The 20,988-nt window shown below is 42.6% G+C and carries 13 protein-coding genes, 1 rRNA gene and 1 riboswitch; of the genes, 10 read left to right on the plus strand and 4 right to left on the minus strand.

What is annotated here, in order from left to right; genetic code table 11:
- The first annotated feature begins 133 nt into the window (after nt 1–133).
- The gene (locus tag E7413_07740) at nt 134–1,912 is read left to right on the plus strand and encodes a hypothetical protein (protein MBE7019748.1); all 1,779 of its coding nucleotides are present in this window, start codon (nt 134–136) and stop codon (nt 1,910–1,912) included.
- 169 nt (nt 1,913–2,081) lie between these two features.
- Nucleotides 2,082–3,875 carry a trypsin-like serine protease gene (locus E7413_07745; protein ID MBE7019749.1) on the plus strand — a complete coding sequence of 598 codons (1,794 nt, stop codon included), beginning with the start codon at nt 2,082–2,084 and terminating at the stop codon, nt 3,873–3,875.
- A gap of 88 nt (nt 3,876–3,963) precedes the next feature.
- On the opposite strand, the gene E7413_07750 is transcribed toward E7413_07745, so the two are convergent.
- The 3 genes from E7413_07750 to E7413_07760 all read right to left on the minus strand — a co-directional run bounded on the left by E7413_07750 (nt 3,964) and on the right by E7413_07760 (nt 8,093).
- Nucleotides 3,964–4,485 carry a DUF4430 domain-containing protein gene (locus tag E7413_07750; protein MBE7019750.1) on the minus strand — a complete coding sequence of 174 codons (522 nt, stop codon included), beginning with the start codon at nt 4,483–4,485 and terminating at the stop codon, nt 3,964–3,966.
- Nucleotides 4,486–5,013: 528 nt separating this feature from the next.
- Entirely contained in the window at nt 5,014–7,014 is a 2,001-nt protein-coding gene (locus tag E7413_07755) for a hypothetical protein (GenBank protein ID MBE7019751.1), read from the minus strand.
- A gap of 17 nt (nt 7,015–7,031) precedes the next feature.
- Nucleotides 7,032–8,093 (minus strand): hypothetical protein, encoded by a 1,062-nt coding sequence (locus E7413_07760; GenBank protein ID MBE7019752.1) that lies wholly within the window; start codon nt 8,091–8,093, stop codon nt 7,032–7,034.
- A gap of 218 nt (nt 8,094–8,311) precedes the next feature.
- A riboswitch (cobalamin riboswitch) is annotated at nt 8,312–8,531 on the minus strand.
- Nucleotides 8,532–8,753: 222 nt separating this feature from the next.
- Between E7413_07760 and E7413_07765 the strand changes: the two genes are divergently transcribed.
- From E7413_07765 to E7413_07775, 3 genes are read left to right on the plus strand one after another with little or no spacing between them, the layout of a single operon-like run.
- Nucleotides 8,754–9,242, plus strand: a complete 489-nt coding sequence (locus tag E7413_07765) for an NAD(P)H-dependent oxidoreductase subunit E (GenBank protein ID MBE7019753.1) — start codon at nt 8,754–8,756, stop codon at nt 9,240–9,242.
- Complete coding sequence (gene nuoF / locus E7413_07770) at nt 9,242–11,122, plus strand: NADH-quinone oxidoreductase subunit NuoF (GenBank protein MBE7019754.1); 1,881 nt, start codon at nt 9,242–9,244, stop codon at nt 11,120–11,122. The genes E7413_07765 and nuoF overlap by 1 nt, the downstream gene beginning before the upstream one ends.
- 14 nt (nt 11,123–11,136) lie before the next feature.
- Nucleotides 11,137–12,903, plus strand: a complete 1,767-nt coding sequence (locus E7413_07775) for a 4Fe-4S dicluster domain-containing protein (GenBank protein ID MBE7019755.1) — start codon at nt 11,137–11,139, stop codon at nt 12,901–12,903.
- A gap of 386 nt (nt 12,904–13,289) precedes the next feature.
- Here the strand turns inward: E7413_07775 and E7413_07780 are convergent, their stop codons facing one another.
- Nucleotides 13,290–15,008: an ABC transporter ATP-binding protein gene (locus E7413_07780; GenBank protein MBE7019756.1), complete on the minus strand. Its 1,719-nt coding sequence runs from the start codon at nt 15,006–15,008 to the stop codon at nt 13,290–13,292.
- A 227-nt stretch (nt 15,009–15,235) separates the two neighbouring features.
- Between E7413_07780 and ppk1 the strand changes: the two genes are divergently transcribed.
- From ppk1 to E7413_07805, 5 genes are all read left to right on the plus strand, one after another.
- Nucleotides 15,236–17,353 (plus strand): polyphosphate kinase 1, encoded by a 2,118-nt coding sequence (gene ppk1, locus E7413_07785; protein ID MBE7019757.1) that lies wholly within the window; start codon nt 15,236–15,238, stop codon nt 17,351–17,353.
- Between the two features lie 9 nt (nt 17,354–17,362).
- The gene (locus tag E7413_07790; GenBank protein ID MBE7019758.1) at nt 17,363–18,817 is read left to right on the plus strand and encodes an NAD(P)H-hydrate dehydratase; all 1,455 of its coding nucleotides are present in this window, start codon (nt 17,363–17,365) and stop codon (nt 18,815–18,817) included.
- On the plus strand, nt 18,804–19,997 hold the full coding sequence (alr, locus tag E7413_07795) for an alanine racemase (GenBank protein ID MBE7019759.1): 1,194 nt from the start codon (nt 18,804–18,806) through the stop codon (nt 19,995–19,997). Before E7413_07790 ends, alr begins: the two co-directional genes overlap by 14 nt.
- Before the next feature lie 147 nt (nt 19,998–20,144).
- Complete coding sequence (locus E7413_07800; GenBank protein ID MBE7019760.1) at nt 20,145–20,486, plus strand: type II toxin-antitoxin system PemK/MazF family toxin; 342 nt, start codon at nt 20,145–20,147, stop codon at nt 20,484–20,486.
- A gap of 429 nt (nt 20,487–20,915) precedes the next feature.
- Nucleotides 20,916–20,988, plus strand: a 16S ribosomal RNA gene (locus tag E7413_07805); the annotation flags it as partial.

The following is a 20,988-nucleotide window of genomic DNA, read 5'->3' on the forward strand; positions in this document are numbered from 1 at the left end:
GATTTGTTATTGAAAAAGGTATTGTAAGATTGCACAAGAGGAAAAATCGACGGAAATAATTGACAAATGCGGGTTTTATGTGATATAATACCCAGAAGGACTTTGTGTAAATCGCCATAAAGGAGAGAACGCAATGAAGAAAATAATTGCAATTTGTTTAGTTGTAGTATTGTTAATTATAGCATTCCCCACCTCTGTTTTAGGGGCGAGAGATGTATTTTTTGAAAATCATCTGGCAGGGGATTTGAAAAAATTGGGACTGTTTCAAGGTGTTTCTGAGAATGATTTTGATCTTGACCGTGCACCCACCCGTTTGGAAGCCCTGGTGATGCTGGTTCGTTTGATGGGCCTGGGTAACAGCGCACAAAACAGCACTGCATCCCATCCTTTTACCGATGTACCCGAGTGGGCAAACTCTTATGTGGGATTTGCTTATCAGAAAGGATTGACCAATGGGATTTCTGACACTGTTTTTGGTACAGCAGATGCAAACGCACAGACCTATCTGACCTTTGTACTCCGTGCACTTGGTTATTCTGACGTGGACGGAAAAGATTTCACTTGGGATAACCCGTTTCCCTTAGCAGAACAGTTGGGGTTGATTTCTCCCAAGACTGATCTGGAAAACTTCCTGCGTGCAGACGTGGTATTGGTGTCTTATGCGGCACTGGAAGCCAAAACAAAGGGGACCGGTGGCACATTGTCTCAAAAGCTGATGGAAAACGGCTTGTTTTCCTTCAACGAGTATAATATGAACTATGACCGCACTGCGCTCAAACGTTTTTCGCAAGAGCAGGTGCAGTTAACCTCGGAAGAAATTTATACCAAATGTTCACCGTCTGTTTTTCGGATCGATGTGTATAATCGTGCAGATGAACTCATTAGTACCGGAAATGGTTTCTTTATTGAAGAAAGCGGTGTAGCGGTTACTGATTTTCATGTGATTAAAAATGGTTATTCTGCCAAAATCACTATGTTGGAAACCGGAGCTGTATATCAGGTGTCCGGTGTTTATGATTACAGTATTGACTATGATTGGGCGATTATTCAGGTGGCGGGAAGCGGATTTTCCGTTTTACCTGTGGGAGATGCTGCCATTGCAACAGACGGTGCGATGGTATATACCGTGGGAGAACAGAAAAATTCCAACGGTGGCATTGCTACCGGTAAAATCTCCAATGCAAATAACTGGATAGGAAATATTTGTTATATTGCAACGGATGTTGCTGCAGCCAACCAAGTCTGCGGCAGTGCATTGGTTAACAAAAGCGGGGAAGTAATCGGGATTGTTTCAGATGCTTCATCCAATGGTCAAAATGCACTTTTGGCGCTACCGATCTCCGTGATCGAAAATCATTTGAAAGGGAATCTGATTACTTTAGCAAGTTTGACCAGAATTCTTCAGTCTGCAGTTGGTACCGAACATACTCCCAGAGAAGAAGCGTATGCATTGCTGTTGTCTGTGATTGATGCGATGGAAAACGAAACCATCAACGGAAAACGTTCCTATGCAGAAACCGTAGAAACCGAAAACGGTATGATTGAATATTCCCTGGTCCGTAATGACGATCACTCTATTGATGTGACCATTTGGGAAATTTCGGGAGAAGATACCTATTACACTTCTTTGACACTGGAACCTTATGATGATAATATGTTTGTGTATTACAGCTACAATCATGCAGGGGATTCTTTTGAATGTACGGGCCTTGCACAGATTCATGCTCCTACCTACAGTGTTCACAGCGATCTTCGTTTTATTGAAGCAGATGCCAACATTGATGCACAGTTGGATGCAGCAATCTGTCATGAAAATGTTGTGAAAGGCTTGCAATTTGTTCAACGCATTTATGAACGGTTCCACGGTTTGGGAGATTACACCATTTCCGATTTGGGATTCTTAAATTTCTAAATCAGATAATAACTGTTAAGGAAAACACCGTCTGTATTTGAACAGACGGTGTTTTTATATTGGGGTAGGGGTAAATTTTGTAAACGCCAAGAAAAGAATTGACAAATATAAAATGGTTATGATACAATAAATGAAAGATTAAAATTTGCGGGACAAAGGAGAGAGGCAGTTGAAAAAACTTATTGCAACATTTTTGAGCATCATGCTTGTTATGATGGCGTTGCCCGCTGCTGCGTCGGCAGCTGCCGGTTCAGATTTCGAACAGCAGCTTGCAGGAGATTTGAAAAATCTTGGGCTGTTTCAGGGTGTTTCAGACACGGATTTTGCTCTGGATCGTGCACCTACCCGTGTGGAAGCACTGGTGATGTTGATTCGTTTATTAGGTGACGGATCTCTGGCACAAAACAGCACAGCTTCCCATCCTTTTACCGATGTTCCCCAGTGGGCAGACGGATATGTAGGATATGCATATCAAAAAGGTTTAACTAAGGGTGTTTCTGAAACGACTTTTGGTACCGGCGAGGCAAGCGCACAGATGTATCTGACCTTTGTGTTAAGAGCTTTGGGATATTCCGATACCAACGGAGAAGATTTTTCTTGGAGCAATCCTTATTCCTTAGCAGAAACCGTAGGAATCTTGCCCGGGCAGGTTAATCGGGTGAATTTTCTGCGTAAAGATGTGGTTTTAGTTTCCTATGCGGCACTGAATTCCAATTTGAACGATACTGACAAATCCCTTGCCCAAAAGCTGATTGAAGACGGTGTGTTTACATATGAGCAGTACACCGAATATTATGACCCTGCGGCATTTGCAAAGGTGGAACAAAATGCTAAGGAGCTGTCCTCAGAGGAAATTTATAACCGTTGTTCTTCTGCTGTTTTTTATATTGAAATGTATAACCGTGCAGGTGATGCAATTTCTTCCGGGAGTGGATTTTTTCTAGAAGAAAGTGGTGTTGCAGTTACCAATTATCATGTGATTGAAGGTGGTTATTCCGCAAAAGTCACCATTTCAGGCACGGAAGAAGTGTATGATGTTTTAGGTGTTTATGATTACAGTGAGAAATATGACTGGGCTGTAATTCAAATTGACGGAAGCGGATTTTCCACACTGGAAATCGCTGACGAAGATACTGTGATTGGCGGTAGTACCGTGTACGCCATCGGTAGCCCTCTCGGACTGAAAAATACCATTAGCCAGGGATTGATTTCCAATACTCACCGTTGGCTTGATAATGTTTGTTATATCCAGACCAGTGCTGCGATTTCACAGGGGAGCAGTGGCGGCGCTTTGATTAACAAATACGGCGAAGTAATCGGAATTACTTCAGCAGGTTTTACGGAAGGTCAGAATCTGAATCTGGCTCTTCCTATGTCTGTGATCGCAGAGCATCAGAGAAACGCTCTTACCTCTTTATCTACGTTGGCTGAAGAATCTTCTGTAGCGGCTGTTCCTTCCGGCAATAATACGAATGCTACTGCCAAAGAAAATGCTTATTATATGCTTCTGGCTGTTATTGAAACCATGGAAAATGAAGATATCAACGGTCAGCCTGCTTACACGGAACGGATCGATACCGAAAACGGCTATGTGGAATGCTCCATTTGCCGGAACGACGATTATACCATTGACGTGATTTATTTTGAAGTATATCGGGACGATATTTACTATACCTCGTTAACTTTGGATTTTGCAAGTAACGACTACTTTGTTTACTATAGCTTCAATAATGATCAATCTCCCTTTTATTTTTTAGGTATGACTGAAATTTATGCGCCCAATTACACGCCCGATAGCCAAATCCACTTCTTAAGAGCTGAGGGTACCGTAGATCAGCAACTCAATGAAGAAATTTGTCACGAGAATGTAATGACAGGTCTTGATTATGTGCAAAGCATTTTTTACAGGCTGTCTGATATCGGTAATTTTTCCGTTGCAGATCTTGGATTTATCAATTACTAAAATGATTATCAACAACAAAAAACATCCTTTGTAGAAACAGAGGATGTTTTTTTGTGTTAAAAATATTTGAAATCAAAACTGTGATAAATCAGTTGCCGGTTATAGCAGCAGAACCACCAATATCCCTTCCCAATTCGCAGGTATACAGCCATTCGATCCGATCGCCGTCTTTTAACTGATAACGTGAACAGCCGTAATTGGGGAACCAATCGTTTACTCGGTACATCCATCCGGAAAGCTCCCCGCAGTCAAACTCGTAAAGATTTGCTATGCCTTCAATATAGGAGCTGTTATACAGAGGGGTGTGTTCAAATTCCATGTGAATTCTATTTTGTTTCATTTCCCGCAGGAGCACATCAAATACATTTTCTCCGTCATAGAAGACGACCGTCTGTTCTGCATAGATAACACCGTCTTTCGGAACAAGTTCCACCTTCTCCGGATCCAGCCATTCCATATGCTGAAGAATACTGTCACAACGAACAGACAGAGTGCAGCTCAGCGCTTGATCAGATACATCCACATTCTGAGGTTCCACGGGGACGGGTTTTCCCTCGGGAACCGGGTCGGTGAGATATTGGTCTTTTCCGGTGTTTGGATCGATTATCATCGTGTTTTTTATATCGATATTTTCATGTTCTGTTTTTGCCTGAGAAGCAAGATCTTTTTCTGCAGTATCTTCCTTTTTGTTTGCTGTAACGATATCACTTGTGGTTTTCTTTTTTGTAGTAAGTTCAGAGTGTTCTGTTGGATTAGCATTCTGTGGCTCCTCTGTGACAGGTGCGGTGTGATTTTGTTCTTCCTCGGAACTTTCATCTGTGATGACATCATTTTCAGTCGGGGGATTTTCGTTTTTTGTTTCCGTTTGAGGAGCAGGATCTTTTTCTGCACTATCTTCATTTGTACTTGTCGGAAGGATAGGATTGATTTTTTGCTCCTTCGGAGTAGGAGTAATATATTCTGATGAAACAGATACCTTGCTTTTGGGAGACAACTCCTGACTTTCCGAATGAATTGCCCATCCCCGAAGTCCCGGAGCGTCGCCGCCGTACCAAAAAGTAAAGGAAAGGACTGCTACAATAAGAAGTCCCCATATGATTTTATTTTTGTGTTTTATCAACCGATTTCACATCCTTTTTTATTTTGTTGTTGTTATTTGAAGAAAACGCATCAGAATGGTTGCCACTTGAGCACGGGTTGCAGTATTCTTGGGAGATAAGGTCGTGGCATCAGTACCATTCAGCAGAGAAACAGCGTTCGCCCATTGGACGGCATCCCTTGCCCAATCACTGATCTCGTTGGTATCTGTATACTTTTCAAGATTGGAGCTGATTGAAACATCAATTCCGCACATCTTTGCGTAGCGCCAGAGCATTAAAGCCATTTGCTCGCGGGTAACTTCTTGTTCCGGCATAAATTCTGTTTCACTCACACCGTTTACAATCTTATTTGTAACTGCCCACGAAACTGCGTCAAAGTACCAACTATCTTCCGCTACATCTGAAAAACTGTGGATAACTTCTGTTGTTTCGGAGGGGGACATTCTGTAAAGAGTGGTTACAAGCATTGCTCTTGTCATTTTACCGTTGGGCTCAAAGCCGTTGTCGGTACCTTGCATCAGGTTGTTTTCATATACGTACTTCACGGATTCGTAATACCAGTCGTTTCTTTGAACATCAGCGAAAGTGGTATCGGTCATTACAAAAATCTCTGTGTTTTCAGATGTTGTTTGTTCGGGTTCGGGCTGTGTTTCTTCCGTTTGTGTTGGATTATTTTCTTTGGAGAGGGAGTCCTCTGCTTCGGGGGCTTGGTCTTCCTCTACGATAGGATCGTCCCAAATTTCAGGATCTTCTTCCACGATAGGATCCTCCCAAATTTCAGGATCTTCTTCTGCAATGGTATCATCCCAATCATCGTTTTCTTCCTGATCTTCGTCTTGTGTTATGGTGACATCTGACATATCGTAAAGATGAGTTTTGCCTTCCAGGAAACGAATGTAAGAAACCAATGCATATTCTCCCTGCTCAGTAGCCATGCCGTTTAAGCCAATATAGGGGATATGTTCAAATCCGCCGCCCTCTATGGCAAACATACACAAGGCATCTACCACGGAAATTCCATTCTTCACAAAACGCTCGTCGGTTTCGGGGTCAATGCCTAGCGCCGTCAATGCAACAAGTACCTGAGCACAGGACTCGCTGCAAATACCGTCGATGGAACCAAAAGCTCCATTTTCATATTGAGCTTCAGAAAGGTAACTCAGCGCAGTTTCCACGGCTTCTGCAACCTGGGGATTGGTATCGCAATAGGGAGCAAGCGCCACAATTGCCATCCCTGTCATATCAGGGTCGGAGGTCTGTCCATAAATGGACCAGCCACCGTCAGGAAGTTGTTTTTCCAGAATATAGGATATGATATCTTCTCGGGTTGCCTGAGTGTCTTCGTTGGAGTTTTGGGGAATTTCATAACCATAACTATCTAAGGCGATAAGAGCCCAGATGGGACCGTTCACCCCTTGTCTTTTTAAGTAACTCATATCGGAAAGTCCGCAAAGCAGATTATGTCCATCCACATTGGTAACATCATATCCCAATGAGGTAAGTGCAAGAATTACTCTGGAATTCTCAGTGGACTTCGCTCTGTGAAGTTGCCCTTTATCATTGATGTTTTCATTCACAAAGGTTACCACATTTTCATAATAACCATCCGGACATTCCCTGCCGGAACGGGTAAGGGCAATTACCATCCATTCTCCGCCAACAGACCCCACATTGGGGATTCCAAGCTGAGAAATATACTCGGCAGTTGCTTCGTAAACAGACAGATAATCGATGTTGGCTAATTCTTCATACAACACTGCGATGACTGCTTCCGCATCGGTTAAACTATCAATATTTTCAACCAATTCTTTGTGAGAATCGGGTAATTCTTCGTAGGTATTCCGGGCTTCTTTGATTCTCTCGCCAGCAAATATGGTAACTTCGCCGATGGCGTCGATTGTTTCCATCACCGCATTGATACTATTATAATCTATTTCTTCGGTGACAATATCATTTTCCGTAACTTCCTCTGATGCCAGAACGGGCAATGTAGAAAACAGCATTACCAAAAGAAGCAAAATACTAACAATTTTTTTCATGTGATTGGTTCCTTTCCTTAATTTACAATATATGCTTCACAAAGGGGCATACAGGTTGTAAAGCCATCCCACAACATCAGTTTATCATTGGAAGAAAGTGTGATATCGGAATCAATGGGAACAATCATCACATTTTCACCGCTTGTTTTTTTGGTGGTCAGGGGAATTGGTTTTATAAGGTTTAATTGATCGTTTTCATAATCTGCAAGAATCAAAGTGATGTTGGCACCTTCTTCGGGGAATGTGATATACACAAAATCTCCGTCATAGCCTGTGATTTCAAAATCTGAAACCGTGGCGGTGAAAAAAGTATCTTCAATGTAGCTGGTGAGAATTGTTTCCTGTTCTGTCAGTTCCGAAGCACTTGCCAAAGGATTGGCAGCTACCGCAAGTGCAGTTTCATACACATCGTCGGTATCAAGATTTCCATAATAATCATTGATTGCAGCCAAGAGGAAAATGAGATCAGATTTATCTTCCTGAATAAATAAATTTCCACCCATCCATTCTGCCATCACATTATTAGCAAATCCACAATCACAGCCATAACCTTTGATGGTAAAATGCCAACGGATTACATCGCCGAGAATCACCGTTTCGCCGGAGTTGTAATCAACAATTGCATCCCCCGGATATGCATCCGATGCCCCCCAGGATGCCCACCAGTCATTCATGGTATAGCACCAACCGGACATCCAGCTATAATCGAATTCCTCCAAATAACCGTTTCCGTCCCCTAAGCCTTCAAATTCCCAGATGTAGTCTTGTAGATATTCGGGATATTGGGGTTCAATAGTATCGTCAAATTCAAATCCGCTGAAATAAGAGGTGTCCCCCGTATAACCAATGTTCTTTTTGGTAAGAACCTCTACTGTAATATCGCCAACCGATTTTCCTTCTTTGGCATATAAAGACGGTTCTACCAGAAAACCCTGACCAAGATTATACGCTTCCACAGAAATTGCACCGTAGTTTTCTCTTAAATCAACCAAGGGCATTGTGTTGGCAAAGGTTGCGAGAGGGAAGAGGGAAACTGCCATCATCAAAAACATCAGGATACTAAAAAATTTTTTGTTCATTTTGAAATTCTCCTTTTTATTATTTGCGGGAAATAGCGCTTTGGTAGCACGATGTTTTATTTTTTTATACGCCTCCTCGTTGTTACCGCAGATAATAAAAAAACTGCGGCAATTTTGATTCAAAATTGCCACAGCAGAGTGTTTCTGTGAACTTCATATTTTGTTTTCTAAAAAAAGAAAAACAAAACTATTATTCCTGTGCAAATTCTCCAGACACATTGGCGGAACAACATCAAAGCAGGTCTTCTGACTCGTATCTTAAAACGCTCATTCCTTAGTCTTCTCAGTTTCCCAATGACCGGCTTTCGCCCTGTGCCAGAATCTGGCGGAATCAACTTGATACATACAGCGACTGGTATCGTCCGGGATTCGCACCCGGTTCCCTTTTCATCTGCAAAGCCAAACGGCAGGGCAGACACTTTGTATGAATTATTTTGTTGTATCAAAAGCATAGCATAGATATTCTTTATTGTCAAGCAAAAAAATTTTCTTTTGAAAAAAACTTCTAATTTTTGTAAAAACTATTGAACTTTGGGCGCAGATATGCTATAATATTTATGCATATTGTATAAAATGCACGATAAATCAAGCAAAAAATTTAACGATATATCCAAATGGCATGGATTTTCGTGCCGACAACATATTAAGGAGGGCTTAATTATGGCGCACATTAGTGAGGCAGGTGTAGCAAAGATTTTGGAAATCTGCCAAAGATACGCAAACGAAAAAACTCCCCTGATGATGATTTTAAGTGACATTCAGAATGAATACGGATATATTCCTCTGGATGTGCAGCAGATTGTGTCGGATCAAACCGGCATTTCGGTTGCAGAGATTTACGGTGTGGTAACCTTCTATTCTTTCTTTTCGTTAGAACCGAAAGGAAAATACGTCATCGGTTGTTGTATGGGTACCGCTTGTTATGTAAAAGGTGCTCAGCTGGTAATGGACAAATTTTCCGAAATCTTGGGTATTGCTCCCGGGGAAACCACCGCTGACGGATTATTTACCATTGACGCTTTAAGATGTATCGGTGCCTGCGGGATTGCGCCTGCGGTAACTATCAACGGAAAAGTGTATCCCAAGCTGTCTGTGGATCAGGTTCCCGGCATTGTGGCAGAATACAAAGCTTTAGGAGGTGCCATCTGATGAAAACATTTGCAGAATTAGATGCTAAAATTTGCAGCTGTACCGAAGCATTAAAAGGTAAAATAGACGGTGCTGACGGAAAACGTGCCATTCTGCTTTGTGGCGGTACCGGATGTTTGTCCTCCAATTCTATGGACATCAAAGCAAAATTTGAACAGTTGATTGCTGATAATAATATGGGTGACAAGGTAACCTGCAACATCGTTGGATGTTTCGGATTCTGTTCCCAGGGACCTTTCGTGAAAATTTTCCCCGAAGACACTCTGTACCGTTTGGTAAAGGTAGACGACGTGGAAGAAATCTTTGAAAAAGATATCAAAAACGGCGAAATCGTGGAACGCCTGCTTTACATAGAACCCTTAACCGGCGAAAAAGTGGCAAAACAGGAAGATATCAATTTCTATAAAAAACAAAAACGTATTGCATTGCACGGTTGCGGTGTTATCAATCCCGAAGACATCAACGAAGCAATGGGCGAAGGCGCATTTTTGGGATTGAAGAGAGCTTTGTCTATGAGCCAGAAAGAAGTCATTGACGAAGTGTTGGCATCCGGTCTTCGCGGACGTGGGGGAGCAGGGTTCCCCTCCGGACGTAAATGGAGTTTTGCGTATGCCAACGAAGCAGACCAGAAATATGTGGTTTGTAATGGTGACGAAGGTGACCCGGGTGCATTTATGGACCGTTCCATTTTAGAAGGAAATCCCTTTGCAGTGTTGGAAGGGATGATGATTGCAGGGTATGCCATCGGTGCCACTGAAGGTTATTTCTATGTGCGTGCAGAATATCCTATTGCCGTTGCACGTTTGAGAAATGCTATCAAGCAGATGAACGAAGCCGGTATTTTAGGCGAAAATATTATGGGAAGCGGTTTTAGCTTCCAGGCACATATCCGTTTGGGTGCAGGTGCCTTTGTATGTGGGGAAGAAACTGCTCTTTTAAATTCCATCGAAGGAAAACGCGGTATGCCTCGTCCCCGTCCTCCGTTCCCGGCGGTAAAAGGTTTATGGGGAAAACCCACCATTGTAAATAACGTGGAAACATTGGCATGTGTGCCTTATATTTTAAGAGAGGGTGCCGAAAAGTTTGCAGAATGCGGTACCGAAAAATCCAAAGGTACCAAAGTGTTTGCCTTGGGCGGTAAAGTAAATAACGTAGGGTTGGTGGAAATTCCTATGGGTACCACCTTACGGGAACTGATTTATGATATCGGTGGCGGTATTCCGAACGGGAAAGAATTTAAAGCAATTCAGACCGGCGGTCCCTCCGGCGGATGTCTGACCAAAGAAGCCCTGGACGAACCCATTGATTTTGATAACTTAGTAGCAAAAGGCTCCATGATGGGTTCCGGCGGTGCTATCGTTATGGATGAAGATAACTGTATGGTAGACGTTGCCAAATTCTATATGGAATTTATTTGTGACGAATCCTGCGGTAAATGTTCTCCCTGCCGTATCGGTACTAAGAGAATGCTGGAAATCTTAACCCGCATTACCGAAGGTAATGGCACTATGCAGGACTTGGAAGAACTGGAAGAACTGGGCAAAACCGTAAAAGCAAACTCTCTTTGTGCATTGGGTCAGACTGCGGCAAACCCCATTATCTCCACCTTGACTCACTTTAAAGATGAATATTTAGCACATATTGTGGATAAACAATGTCCCGCAAAAGTATGTAAAAAACTCATTCAGTACACCATTGTGCAGGATAACTGTTTTGGTTGCGGAATGTGTGCAAAAGCTTGTCCTGTTGGTTGCATTGAGCAAACCGATTACACCGCACCCGGTAAGAAACTGAAATCTTATCAGATTGATGCTTCTAAGTGTGTGAAATGCGGTGCTTGTCTTGCAACCTGTAAGTTTAAAGCAATTATTCAGAAGTAAGGAGGTATTTCAAAATGGCTACTGTAACTATTAAAATTGAAGGCGTTTCCTATCAGGTAGAAGAAGGCATCACCATTTTGGAAGCTGCAAAAAAATGCGGTTATGAAATTCCTTCTTTGTGTGCATTTAATCACGGTGAGTGTTCCAACGGTTCCTGCCGTGTATGTTTAGTTGAAGTTGCAGGTGCAAGAGGATTGGTTGCTTCTTGTGTATATCCTGTGAATGAGGGAATGGAAATCCGTATTTCCACTCCCGCAGCAGCAGAAGCACGTCGTGCATCTGTGGAACTGTTATTATCCAACCACAATCAGAACTGTCAGCAGTGTGATAAGAACGGTCAATGTGAACTGCTGCACGTGGCATCGGTAACCGGTGCAAGAGAAGGCAGATATCAGGGCGTGAAAACTCCCGTGACCTTAGATGATTTAACCCCCTCCATCGTTCGTGATACATCAAAATGTATCCTTTGCGGACGTTGTGTGGCAAGATGTGAAAACGCTCACGGAATGGGTATCTTAGGCTTTGAAAACCGTGGCTTTAAAACCATTGTTGCACCGGCAGAAAACCGTTCTATGAAAAATTCTCCCTGTATCCTTTGCGGACAGTGTGTCAGCGTATGTCCCACCGGCGCTTTGATGGAAAAATCCGAAATTTCCAAAGTGGATGCTGCTATGAAAGCAGGAAAACACGTGGTGGTGCAGACTGCTCCCGCAGTTCGTGCCGCATTGGGTGAAGAATTCGGAATGCCCGTTGGCACCGCTGTGACCGGCAAAATGGTGGCTGCCTTAAAACGTTTAGGATTTGACAAAGTGTATGACACCAACTTTGCTGCCGACTTAACCATTATGGAAGAAGGTACTGAATTATTAGGCAGAATCAAAAACGGCGGCGTTCTTCCTATGATTACCTCCTGTTCTCCCGGATGGATTAACTATGCAGAATATAATTATGGTGATTTATTGCCTCATCTGTCCAGCTGTAAATCCCCCCATCAGATGCAGGGTGCCATTATTAAGTCTTACTATGCCGAAAGAAACGGTATTGACCCCAAAGATATTTTTGTGGTTTCCATTATGCCCTGTACTGCAAAGAAAGACGAAAAAGAAAGAGAACAAATGCAGGTGGATGGCATCAAAGATGTGGATGCAGTGTTAACCACCCGTGAACTTGCCCGTATGATTAAACGTGCAGGTATTCTGTTCACCCGTCTGCCCGACGAAGAATTCGACCAGGATTTAATGGGAGATTACACCGGTGCAGGTGTTATCTTCGGTGTTACCGGCGGTGTAATGGAAGCGGCACTTCGTACCGTATATTTTGTGTTGACCGGCAAAGAACATGATGCTATCAAATTTGAAGCGGTTCGTGGATTCGACGGCATCCGTGAAGCATCCTTGGATATCAACGGCACCACCGTAAACGTGGCAATTGCACACGGTATGAAAAACGCAAAAGTCTTGCTTGATGATATTCGTGCAGGCAAATCCAAATATCACTTTATTGAAATTATGGGTTGCCCCGGCGGATGTATTGCAGGTGGCGGTCAGCCGATTATCCGTTCCTGTTTCTTACCGAACGAAGCAGACGATATTTTGGATACCTACAAGGAAAAACGAGCAAAAGCGTTGTATAGCGAAGACGAAAGACTTACCTTACGTCAGTCTCACAACAACCCGCAGATTAAACAGCTCTATGATGAATTTTTGGGAGAACCCAATTCTCATAAAGCACACGAACTTCTGCATACGACTTATTCTTCTCGTGTAGGTTTTAACGATTAGACGACTTGATAAAACGCGCCAAATGGATGAACCTCATCACTCGGCGTACACAATGTACGCCTTCGGATAACCTCTTCGGGTTCGGTTTCTCCATTTTGCATCGTTTTCTCTGCGTCTCATGTTGTAAAAATCAAAATAAAAAAAGGAGTATCAGGTTTTCTGATGCTCCTTTTTGGTATCACTCCATTGCTTTGGCTTTCTCTGAATGAAAAAAGCCCTCCTTGCCTAAAGGAGGGGGGACCGTCGAAGACGGTGGGAGGATTCCCAAAGGTGACCGTTGTAGTTAGGGCTTAATAGGGGAGTATAGAAAATGAATCATTGCAAAACAAAAAAACGCAAGGATTTTTTAAAAATCATCCTTGCGGTTTTTGTTTGGTATTGAAAAATTATTCCGTTTTAAACTGATACTGATATAATTCGCTGTATAAACCGCCTTTTTGGAGCAGTTCTTCGTGAGTACCCCGTTCGGAAACGCCTTCGTCGGTAATCACCACGATTTCGTCCGCATTTTTGATGGTGGAAAGTCTGTGCGCCACCACGATGGTGGTTCTGCCACGGGACAGTTCTTCCAATGCAGATTGAATCAGCATTTCGGTGGCATTATTCAGAGCGGAAGTGGCTTCGTCCAAAATCAAAATCGAGGGATTCTTTAAGAAAACTCTGGCAATGGAAATACGCTGTTTTTGTCCGCCTGAGAGTTTAATGCCTCGCTCACCCACATAGGTGTCGTAGCCATCGGGGAGGGTCATAATGTAATCGTGGATATTGGCTTTCTTAGCGGCATCCATAATTTCTTCTTCGGTGGCATCTAAGTTGCCGTAGCCGATATTTTCCCTGATGGAACCGGTAAAGAGGAATACGTCCTGTGCCACCATTCCGATATGACTTCTGAGACTTTGGCGTGTGATGTTGCGAATATCCACGCCGTCTAATAAAATTTCGCCATCGGAAATTTCATAGAAACGGGGAATCAGATGACACAGTGTAGTTTTACCGCCGCCGGAAGGACCCACCAGCGCTACGGTTTTCCCTTTGGGAATATGCAGATTCAGATGCTCAATCACAGGTTTTTGTTTTTCTTTTTCGTCTTGTTCTTTGTCAGCTTCTGTTTCTTTTTCCTCCTCCTCTTTGGGTTCTTCATAGCGGAAGGTAACATTGTTGAATCGGATATCTCCGTTGGTAGATTCAATGGTAATGGCATTTTCGGCTTCTTCTTCGGGAGCCACGGCAAACACTTCCTGAATTCGCTCAAAGCCTGTCATACCGTTTTGGTACTGCTCAAAGAAGCTGATGAGTTTTCGTAACGGCTGCAGGAAGGAATTGATATATAAAAGGTACATTGTGAATTCCCCAGCATCAATCTGATTCCGGAAAAAGAAAATACCGCCTGCCGCCAGCACCACCAGATACAGAATATCCGTGGAGAAGGTGAGTGATGAATGAAATTGCCCCATCACCTGATAAGAGGCATTTCTGGCAGTTTGATATTGGTCGTTGTACTGACGGAATTTTTCTTCCTCACGGGAAGTGTTGTTGTATGCACGGGTTACACGGATGCCTGAGATGGAATTTTCCAAGTTGGCATTCACTTCTCCCAATTCTTCACGGGATTTTTTGAAAGTAGCACTCATTTTAAGACGTAGCGAAACCACAATCAGAAGAATAAAGGGAAGCAGAGCGAAGGTAATAACCGTGAGCCACACGTTTACCGTGCACAAAATAGCAAAGGAGCCAACCATTACAATCAGCGATAAAAATAAGTCTTCCGGACCGTGGTGAGCGAGCTCAGAAATATCCATCAAATCATTAACCAAACGGGACATAATAGTTCCCGATTTGTTTTCGTCAAAATAGGAGAATGGTAGCGTTTCCAAATGCTGAAACATTTTTTCACGCATTTCAGCTTGCATCCGCACTCCCATCACGTGTCCGTAGTATTGGATAAAGTAGTTGAGCAGAGCCTTCACGATATAGATAAGAAGTAACACGCCTGACCATACCAAAAACAAACGAAGATTGCCATTTGGTACATAGTCGTTAATCATATTTTTGGCAATCATAGGGTACACCAGGTCTGCAACCGCTACTAAAAATGCACAAAGCATATCTTGGAAAAATAATTTCTTGTGGGGTTTATAATAGGAGAGAAAATCTCGGATATTTTTCAAAAAAAGCACCTCTTTTTTAAAAAAATGGATTATCTATAGTATATTGCTTCAAAAAGAATTTGTCAAGTCGTCATTTTTTTATGTAAAATCCCTTGCAATTGAGAGGTTTTTTTAGTATAATAAGAATGGTATTTTGTAAACTACAATCCTTGGAGTGAATTGCCGTGTATCAGATGTATGAAAACAGAGAACTCAGCTGGTTAAAATTTAATGCAAGGGTGCTTGATGAAGCAACCGATTCTTTAACACCGCCGCTTGAAAAGTTGCGGTTTCTTTCCATTGTTACCAGTAATTTAGACGAGTTTTATATGGTGCGGGTGGGAAGCTTAACCGACCATGTGCAATTCGGCAAACAAACCAAGGATGATAAAAGCGGATTGACTGAGCAGGAGCAAGTGCAGAAAATTTTAAAACGAACTCAGAAATTTTATGTGCATCAGGAAGGTGTTTATGAAGATGTGATAAGGGAACTCTCATCTCACGGATTTCGTTTGTTAAAACCTACCCAGTTATCCAAAGAGCAGCTTTCTTTTGTGAAAGATTATTATCAGCACGAGGTGGAGCCCCTGCTGTCTCCCCAAGTGGTAGAATCCCGTCAACCTTTTCCGCATCTGGAAAACCGTGCTGTGTATACAGCTCTTCATTTTAAGAAAAAAGAAAAAAGCGGGATTGCTTTTGTGCTAAAGAGCTCTTCTGTTCCGGAAATCATTCGTCTTCCGGGGAGCAAAGGGTTTGAATTTGTGTTGACGGATGATGTCGTTCATTTTTTTGCAAAAAAACTGTTCCCCGGCTATGAAATTTTGGAAACCTGTTTGGTAAAAGTAACCCGTAATGCCGATCTGGAAATGTTGGAAGCCTGGTACGATCAGGATGTGGATTACCGTGATATGATGAAGGATATCTTAAAAAAACGTGTCCGCTTGTCACCGGTCCGCATTGAAGTTTCCGATTCTGTTTCCAAAGAATTCAAAAAACTGATTTGTCATAAGTCATCCGAAAATATTGTGTTAATCAACAAGGTGCCCCTGTCTTATGCCTTTTTCTCGGAAGCGGAAAAGCATCTCTCCAAAGAACAGCGGGATGAACTGAGCTTTTCTCCGATGACGCCTCAGCTACCCTCATGGTATCGTCAGGAAGAAAAACTGATGGATCGGGTGCACAAAGAAGACTTGTTTTTATCCTATCCTTATGACAGCACGAAACCCTTCTTCCGGTTGTTGGAAGAAGCGGTAGACGATCCTGATGTGATTTCCATTAAAGTGACGTTATATCGTTTAAGCTCCAATTCCCGAATGATTTCTTTGTTGGAAAAAGCGGCAGAGAAGGGGAAAGAAGTTCTGGTAGTAATGGAGCTTCGTGCTCGTTTTGACGAAGCGAACAACATTAACTATTCCGAACAGTTGGAGCAGGCGGGTGTTCGTTTGCTTTACGGCTTGAGTTTATACAAGATTCATTCTAAAATATTACTCATTACCAAAAAGACCGACCGCGGAATTTCCCATATCGTTCATTTGGGGACAGGGAATTACAATGAAAAAACTGCTCAGCTTTATACCGATATGAACCTCATTACTTCTCATCGGGAAATCGGGGAAGATGCAGCAGAATTTTTCAATAATATCACCACATCCAATGTAAATGGAACATACAAACATCTTTTGGTTTCCCCTTATGGAATCAGCCGCGGACTTTGCGATTTGATTGATGATGAAATCAGATTCCACAAGCAACACGGCGACGGCCATATTGTGATGAAGTTTAATTCGTTAACTTCTAAAACCATGATTGATAAGCTGGCAGAGGCAAGCAGAGGCGGGGTGAAAATTGAGCTGATTGTGCGAGGAATCTGCTGTTTGATTCCCGGAATTCCCGGCGAAACAGAAAATATTACTGTTACCAGTATCGTGGGACGGTATCTGGAACATTCCCGTATATATTATTTTTATCATCACGGCAATGAGAAATTTTATATTTCTTCTGCAGATCTGATGACCAGAAATTTGGAACGCCGTCTGGAAATTGCGGCTCCTGTGTATGACACAAAGATTCAACGGAAGCTGAAGGAACATCTGGATGCCCTGCTTTCGGATGACGTAAAGGCAAGGGTGCTCCATTCCAACGGCAGATATACCAAGAAGCCCACTGTCAACGGATTTTATGCCCAAAAGCATTTTATGGAATGTGCTGTGACAGAGGCAGCAGAGGCAACCAACCGACAGGTCAGCCAAAAGCGAGGCTTTTTCGCAAAGTTACTTGAATGGCTGAAACCAAAGAAAGGCTAAGGAATTTTTATGATATTATTAAACAGTGCTCAGGCAAATAAGTTGGATCAGTTGGGCGAAACCATCGACCATCTTTCCGGCGAACAACTGATGAAAAATGCCGCCAAGGCATTGTGCGATGCGCTGATGCGTGATGTGGATAAATCCAAACGGATTGCTATTTTTTGCGGTCGTGGCAAAAATGGTGGCGATGGCTTTTTGCTGGCGGCCAATCTGGTGGCTGAAGGATACCGCGTGACTGTGATTGTATGTTTTGACGAAACTGCAGAAGTGCATCCGCTGACCAGTCAGGCAATTGTTTTTGCCAAGCATAAACAGGTTTCTATGATTTCCGTGAGAGATTTTCAGGATGCCGACATTTGCATCGATGCTGTACTTGGCACGGGGGTGAAGGGAGAACTTTCCGGTAAATATTTAAAAGCTGTGGAGTGTATGCAGAACCGTCGTGTATTTTCGGTGGATGTTCCCAGCGGCTTGAATTGTGATAACGGAAAAATTGCCGGAGCCTGTGTCAAAGCGGAAAAGACGTATACTTTAGCCGCTCATAAAGTTGGCTTATGGATGTATCCCGGTGCAGAATATGCAGGAGAAATTGAGTTGCTTCCCATCGGCTTGTCCAAAGAATCCTATTCTGCTATTGATTCCAAAATTCAGTTGGTGAACTCCAACCTGTTTCGCCGTCTGATGCCGAGGCGTTCCCCGAATTCTCACAAAGGCACTTTCGGGAGAGTAGCAACATTTGGCGGAAGTAAAGGGATGTCAGGATCGGTTGTGATGGCAGCCACAGCGGCTCTTCGCAGTGGTGCAGGATACAGCTATGCCGTGGTTCCCGATGAGATTTTTTCTCTGGTTGAGCAAAAACTCACCGAAGTGATTGTAAAAAGTGATAAAGATTATAAAAAAATGTATGAACTGGCAGATTCTTTGGTAATCGGTCCGGGCTATTTGTCAGCTCCCGGAATTTCGCATATAATGAAATTGGCGAGCCAGGGCAGAAAGCCTGTCGTGGTGGACGCCGAAGGCTTAAATTATTTGAATCAGATTCAACTGACCTGTCCTGCTGTAATTACACCTCATCCGGGTGAATTTGCAAAACTTGTGGGATTATCTGCAGAAGAAGTGAACCAAAACCGCATTTATCTGTCCGGAAGATATGCCAAGGAACACAATGTGGTTGTGGTGTTAAAAGGTGCTGCAACAGTAATTGCGGCGCCTACCGGAGAAATCCGGATCAATACTACCGGCAATTCCGGTATGGCAACCGCAGGAAGCGGTGATGTGCTTGCAGGAATCATCGGTGGGATGTTAGCGATGGGAGCATCACCTTTTGACAGCGCTGTCTTAGGTGTGTATCTACACGGCCTTGCGGGTGATTTAGCAGCAAAAGAAACCTCGGAATACGGGCTGACTGCTACCAAAATTTCAGAATATATAGGGAAGGCGTATTTATATGAACAGTTATAAATTATCAAGAGCATGGGCAGAAATTCACTTAGACCGTTTCCGCCATAATCTTACTACCATAAAAAATCATGTAGGTCCTCAAACAAAAGTAATGGCAGTGATCAAAGCTGATGCATATGGTTGCGGTGTGAATGAAATCTCCACTGCGGCGGTAGAAAACGGTGCAGATTATCTGGCAGTTGCCTGTGTGGACGAAGCAAAACAAATCCGCAGAAACGGAATCGATTTACCCATTCTGATTTTGGGTGCCACTCCGTTAGAATGTGTGGAAGATTTGTTCACTTACAATATCAGCCCTGCTGTTTTTGAGGAACAACTTCCTCAGGCGATTAGCCAATATGCAAAAGAACACAATAAAACTTTAAATATTCATATTAAGGTAGACACCGGTATGGGGCGTTTGGGCTTTCCGTATTATGACAGTTCTTATGATTCTTCCGTAGAACAGATTTTGGCAATTTCAAAATTAGAAGGAATCCACGTGGAAGGGATTTTTACTCATTTTTCCAATGCAGACTGTGAAGATAGCGAAACGGTTACCAAAAAGCAGTTTTCTCAGTTTATGGATATGATTGAAAAGTTGAACCGGAACGGACTTGAGATTCCTCTTCGTCATGCGGCGAACTCTGCAGCAACCTGTCTGTATCCCGAAATGCATCTGGATATGGTCCGTCCCGGCATCATTCTTTACGGAGAGTACCCCTCTGCCTACGTGCAAGAACGTACTTCTTTGAAATTACAGCCGGTGATGGAATTAAAAGCCAGAGTGTGGCAAGTAAAAAAAGTACCTGCCGGACAGGGGATCAGCTATGGAAAAACTTATGTTGCCGATTGCGAAAAAACCGTAGCGGCGGTGGGTATCGGTTATGCAGATGGTTATTTTCGCACTCTTTCCAATCAGATTCAGGTAATCATTAACGGAAAACTAGCTTCTCAGGTCGGTAATATCTGTATGGACCAGACTGTGGTAGACGTTACTGAAATCCCAAATGTATCCTACGGTACCGAAGTGATTTTGGTGGGAGCGGCAGGAGAAAACGCTATTTCCTTCTCCCAGATGGCAGAGTATACCGGCAGCATCAACTATGAAATGATGTGTGATACGGGGAAACGTATTGTAAAAGCATATTTTGACGGAGACGATTTAATCAAAACCGTCAACTATATGGATAAAATTTAAAAAATGTATTTTGATGTTTCATATAATTTAAGTCATCTTTTCATAAAATGAAACTTCTGATTTTATAAAAATAAAATATTCATGTATTTTCAGCACACATTCGGGAAAAACTGATATTGAAATCAGATATATGGAGAGTGAATCAGTGTGCAAGTGAAACGAGGCGATATTTATTATGCTGACCTGAGCCCTGTGGTAGGTTCGGAGCAGGGCGGTGTGCGACCTGTTCTGATTGTGCAGAACGACGTGGGGAATAAATACAGTCCCACTGTGATTGCTGCGGCAGTAACCAGTCAGCTCAATAAGTCCAAATTGCCTACGCATATCGCAATTGATGCAATGAAGTATGGGTTGCCCAAAGACTCCGTAATTCTTACCGAGCAAATCCGTACCATTGATAAACGTAGACTGAAAGAAAAAATCGGTCATGTAGATGAAACGCTGATGAACTCAGTAAACGATGCTTTGTTTGTCAGTTTCGGACTTTAAAATTTGGGGCAGATACAAACGACTTTGTGTCTGCCCTTTATATATAGTATAGCAAATGTTACTGTTTTTTTCACCTTTTTTAAAAAAAATGAAAAAAATTCAAAAAAATAGTTGACAAATGTAAATTCTTTTGATATAATGGTCAAGCTCTCACGAAAAAAGAGCGCAATTTCATAGGGAAAACGTTGTTGAAAAAATTTTTTCAAAAAATTTGAAAAAAACTATTGACAAATGAAAAAACCTGTGATAGAATAACGAAGCTGTCTGATTCGGACGGCAAATGAATCTTGAAAACTGAATAACATAATGGACCTTGAAAATTCTAGAGTTTTTATTTAGAGAACTACGAACGAAATCAAGTAAATCGAGGAAAAGAAAAAGCGAAGCGAAAAGCTAGCGAACTTAAATTGTTTATTTTTTTAATGGAAATATACGAGAGAGTTTGATCCTGGCTCAGGATGAACGCTAGCGGCGTGCCTAACACATGCAAGTCGAACGGGGT

The organism is Oscillospiraceae bacterium (assembly GCA_015068645.1).
Classification (GTDB): Bacteria; Bacillota; Clostridia; order UMGS1840; family UMGS1840; genus SIG452.

Excerpts from the sequence above, each read along its gene's own strand:
- E7413_07740 (MBE7019748.1), top strand. The coding sequence starts at position 134 with ATGAAGAAAATAATTGCAATTTGTTTAGTTGTAGTATTGTTAATTATA.
- E7413_07750 (MBE7019750.1), bottom strand. The coding sequence starts at position 4,485 with ATGATAATCGATCCAAACACCGGAAAAGACCAATATCTCACCGACCCG.
- E7413_07755 (MBE7019751.1), bottom strand. The coding sequence starts at position 7,014 with ATGAAAAAAATTGTTAGTATTTTGCTTCTTTTGGTAATGCTGTTTTCT.
- E7413_07760 (MBE7019752.1), bottom strand. The coding sequence starts at position 8,093 with ATGAACAAAAAATTTTTTAGTATCCTGATGTTTTTGATGATGGCAGTT.
- E7413_07765 (MBE7019753.1), top strand. The coding sequence starts at position 8,754 with ATGGCGCACATTAGTGAGGCAGGTGTAGCAAAGATTTTGGAAATCTGC.
- nuoF (MBE7019754.1), top strand. The coding sequence starts at position 9,242 with ATGAAAACATTTGCAGAATTAGATGCTAAAATTTGCAGCTGTACCGAA.
- E7413_07775 (MBE7019755.1), top strand. The coding sequence starts at position 11,137 with ATGGCTACTGTAACTATTAAAATTGAAGGCGTTTCCTATCAGGTAGAA.
- E7413_07780 (MBE7019756.1), bottom strand. The coding sequence starts at position 15,008 with ATGCTTTGTGCATTTTTAGTAGCGGTTGCAGACCTGGTGTACCCTATG.
- E7413_07790 (MBE7019758.1), top strand. The coding sequence starts at position 17,363 with ATGATATTATTAAACAGTGCTCAGGCAAATAAGTTGGATCAGTTGGGC.
- alr (MBE7019759.1), top strand. The coding sequence starts at position 18,804 with ATGAACAGTTATAAATTATCAAGAGCATGGGCAGAAATTCACTTAGAC.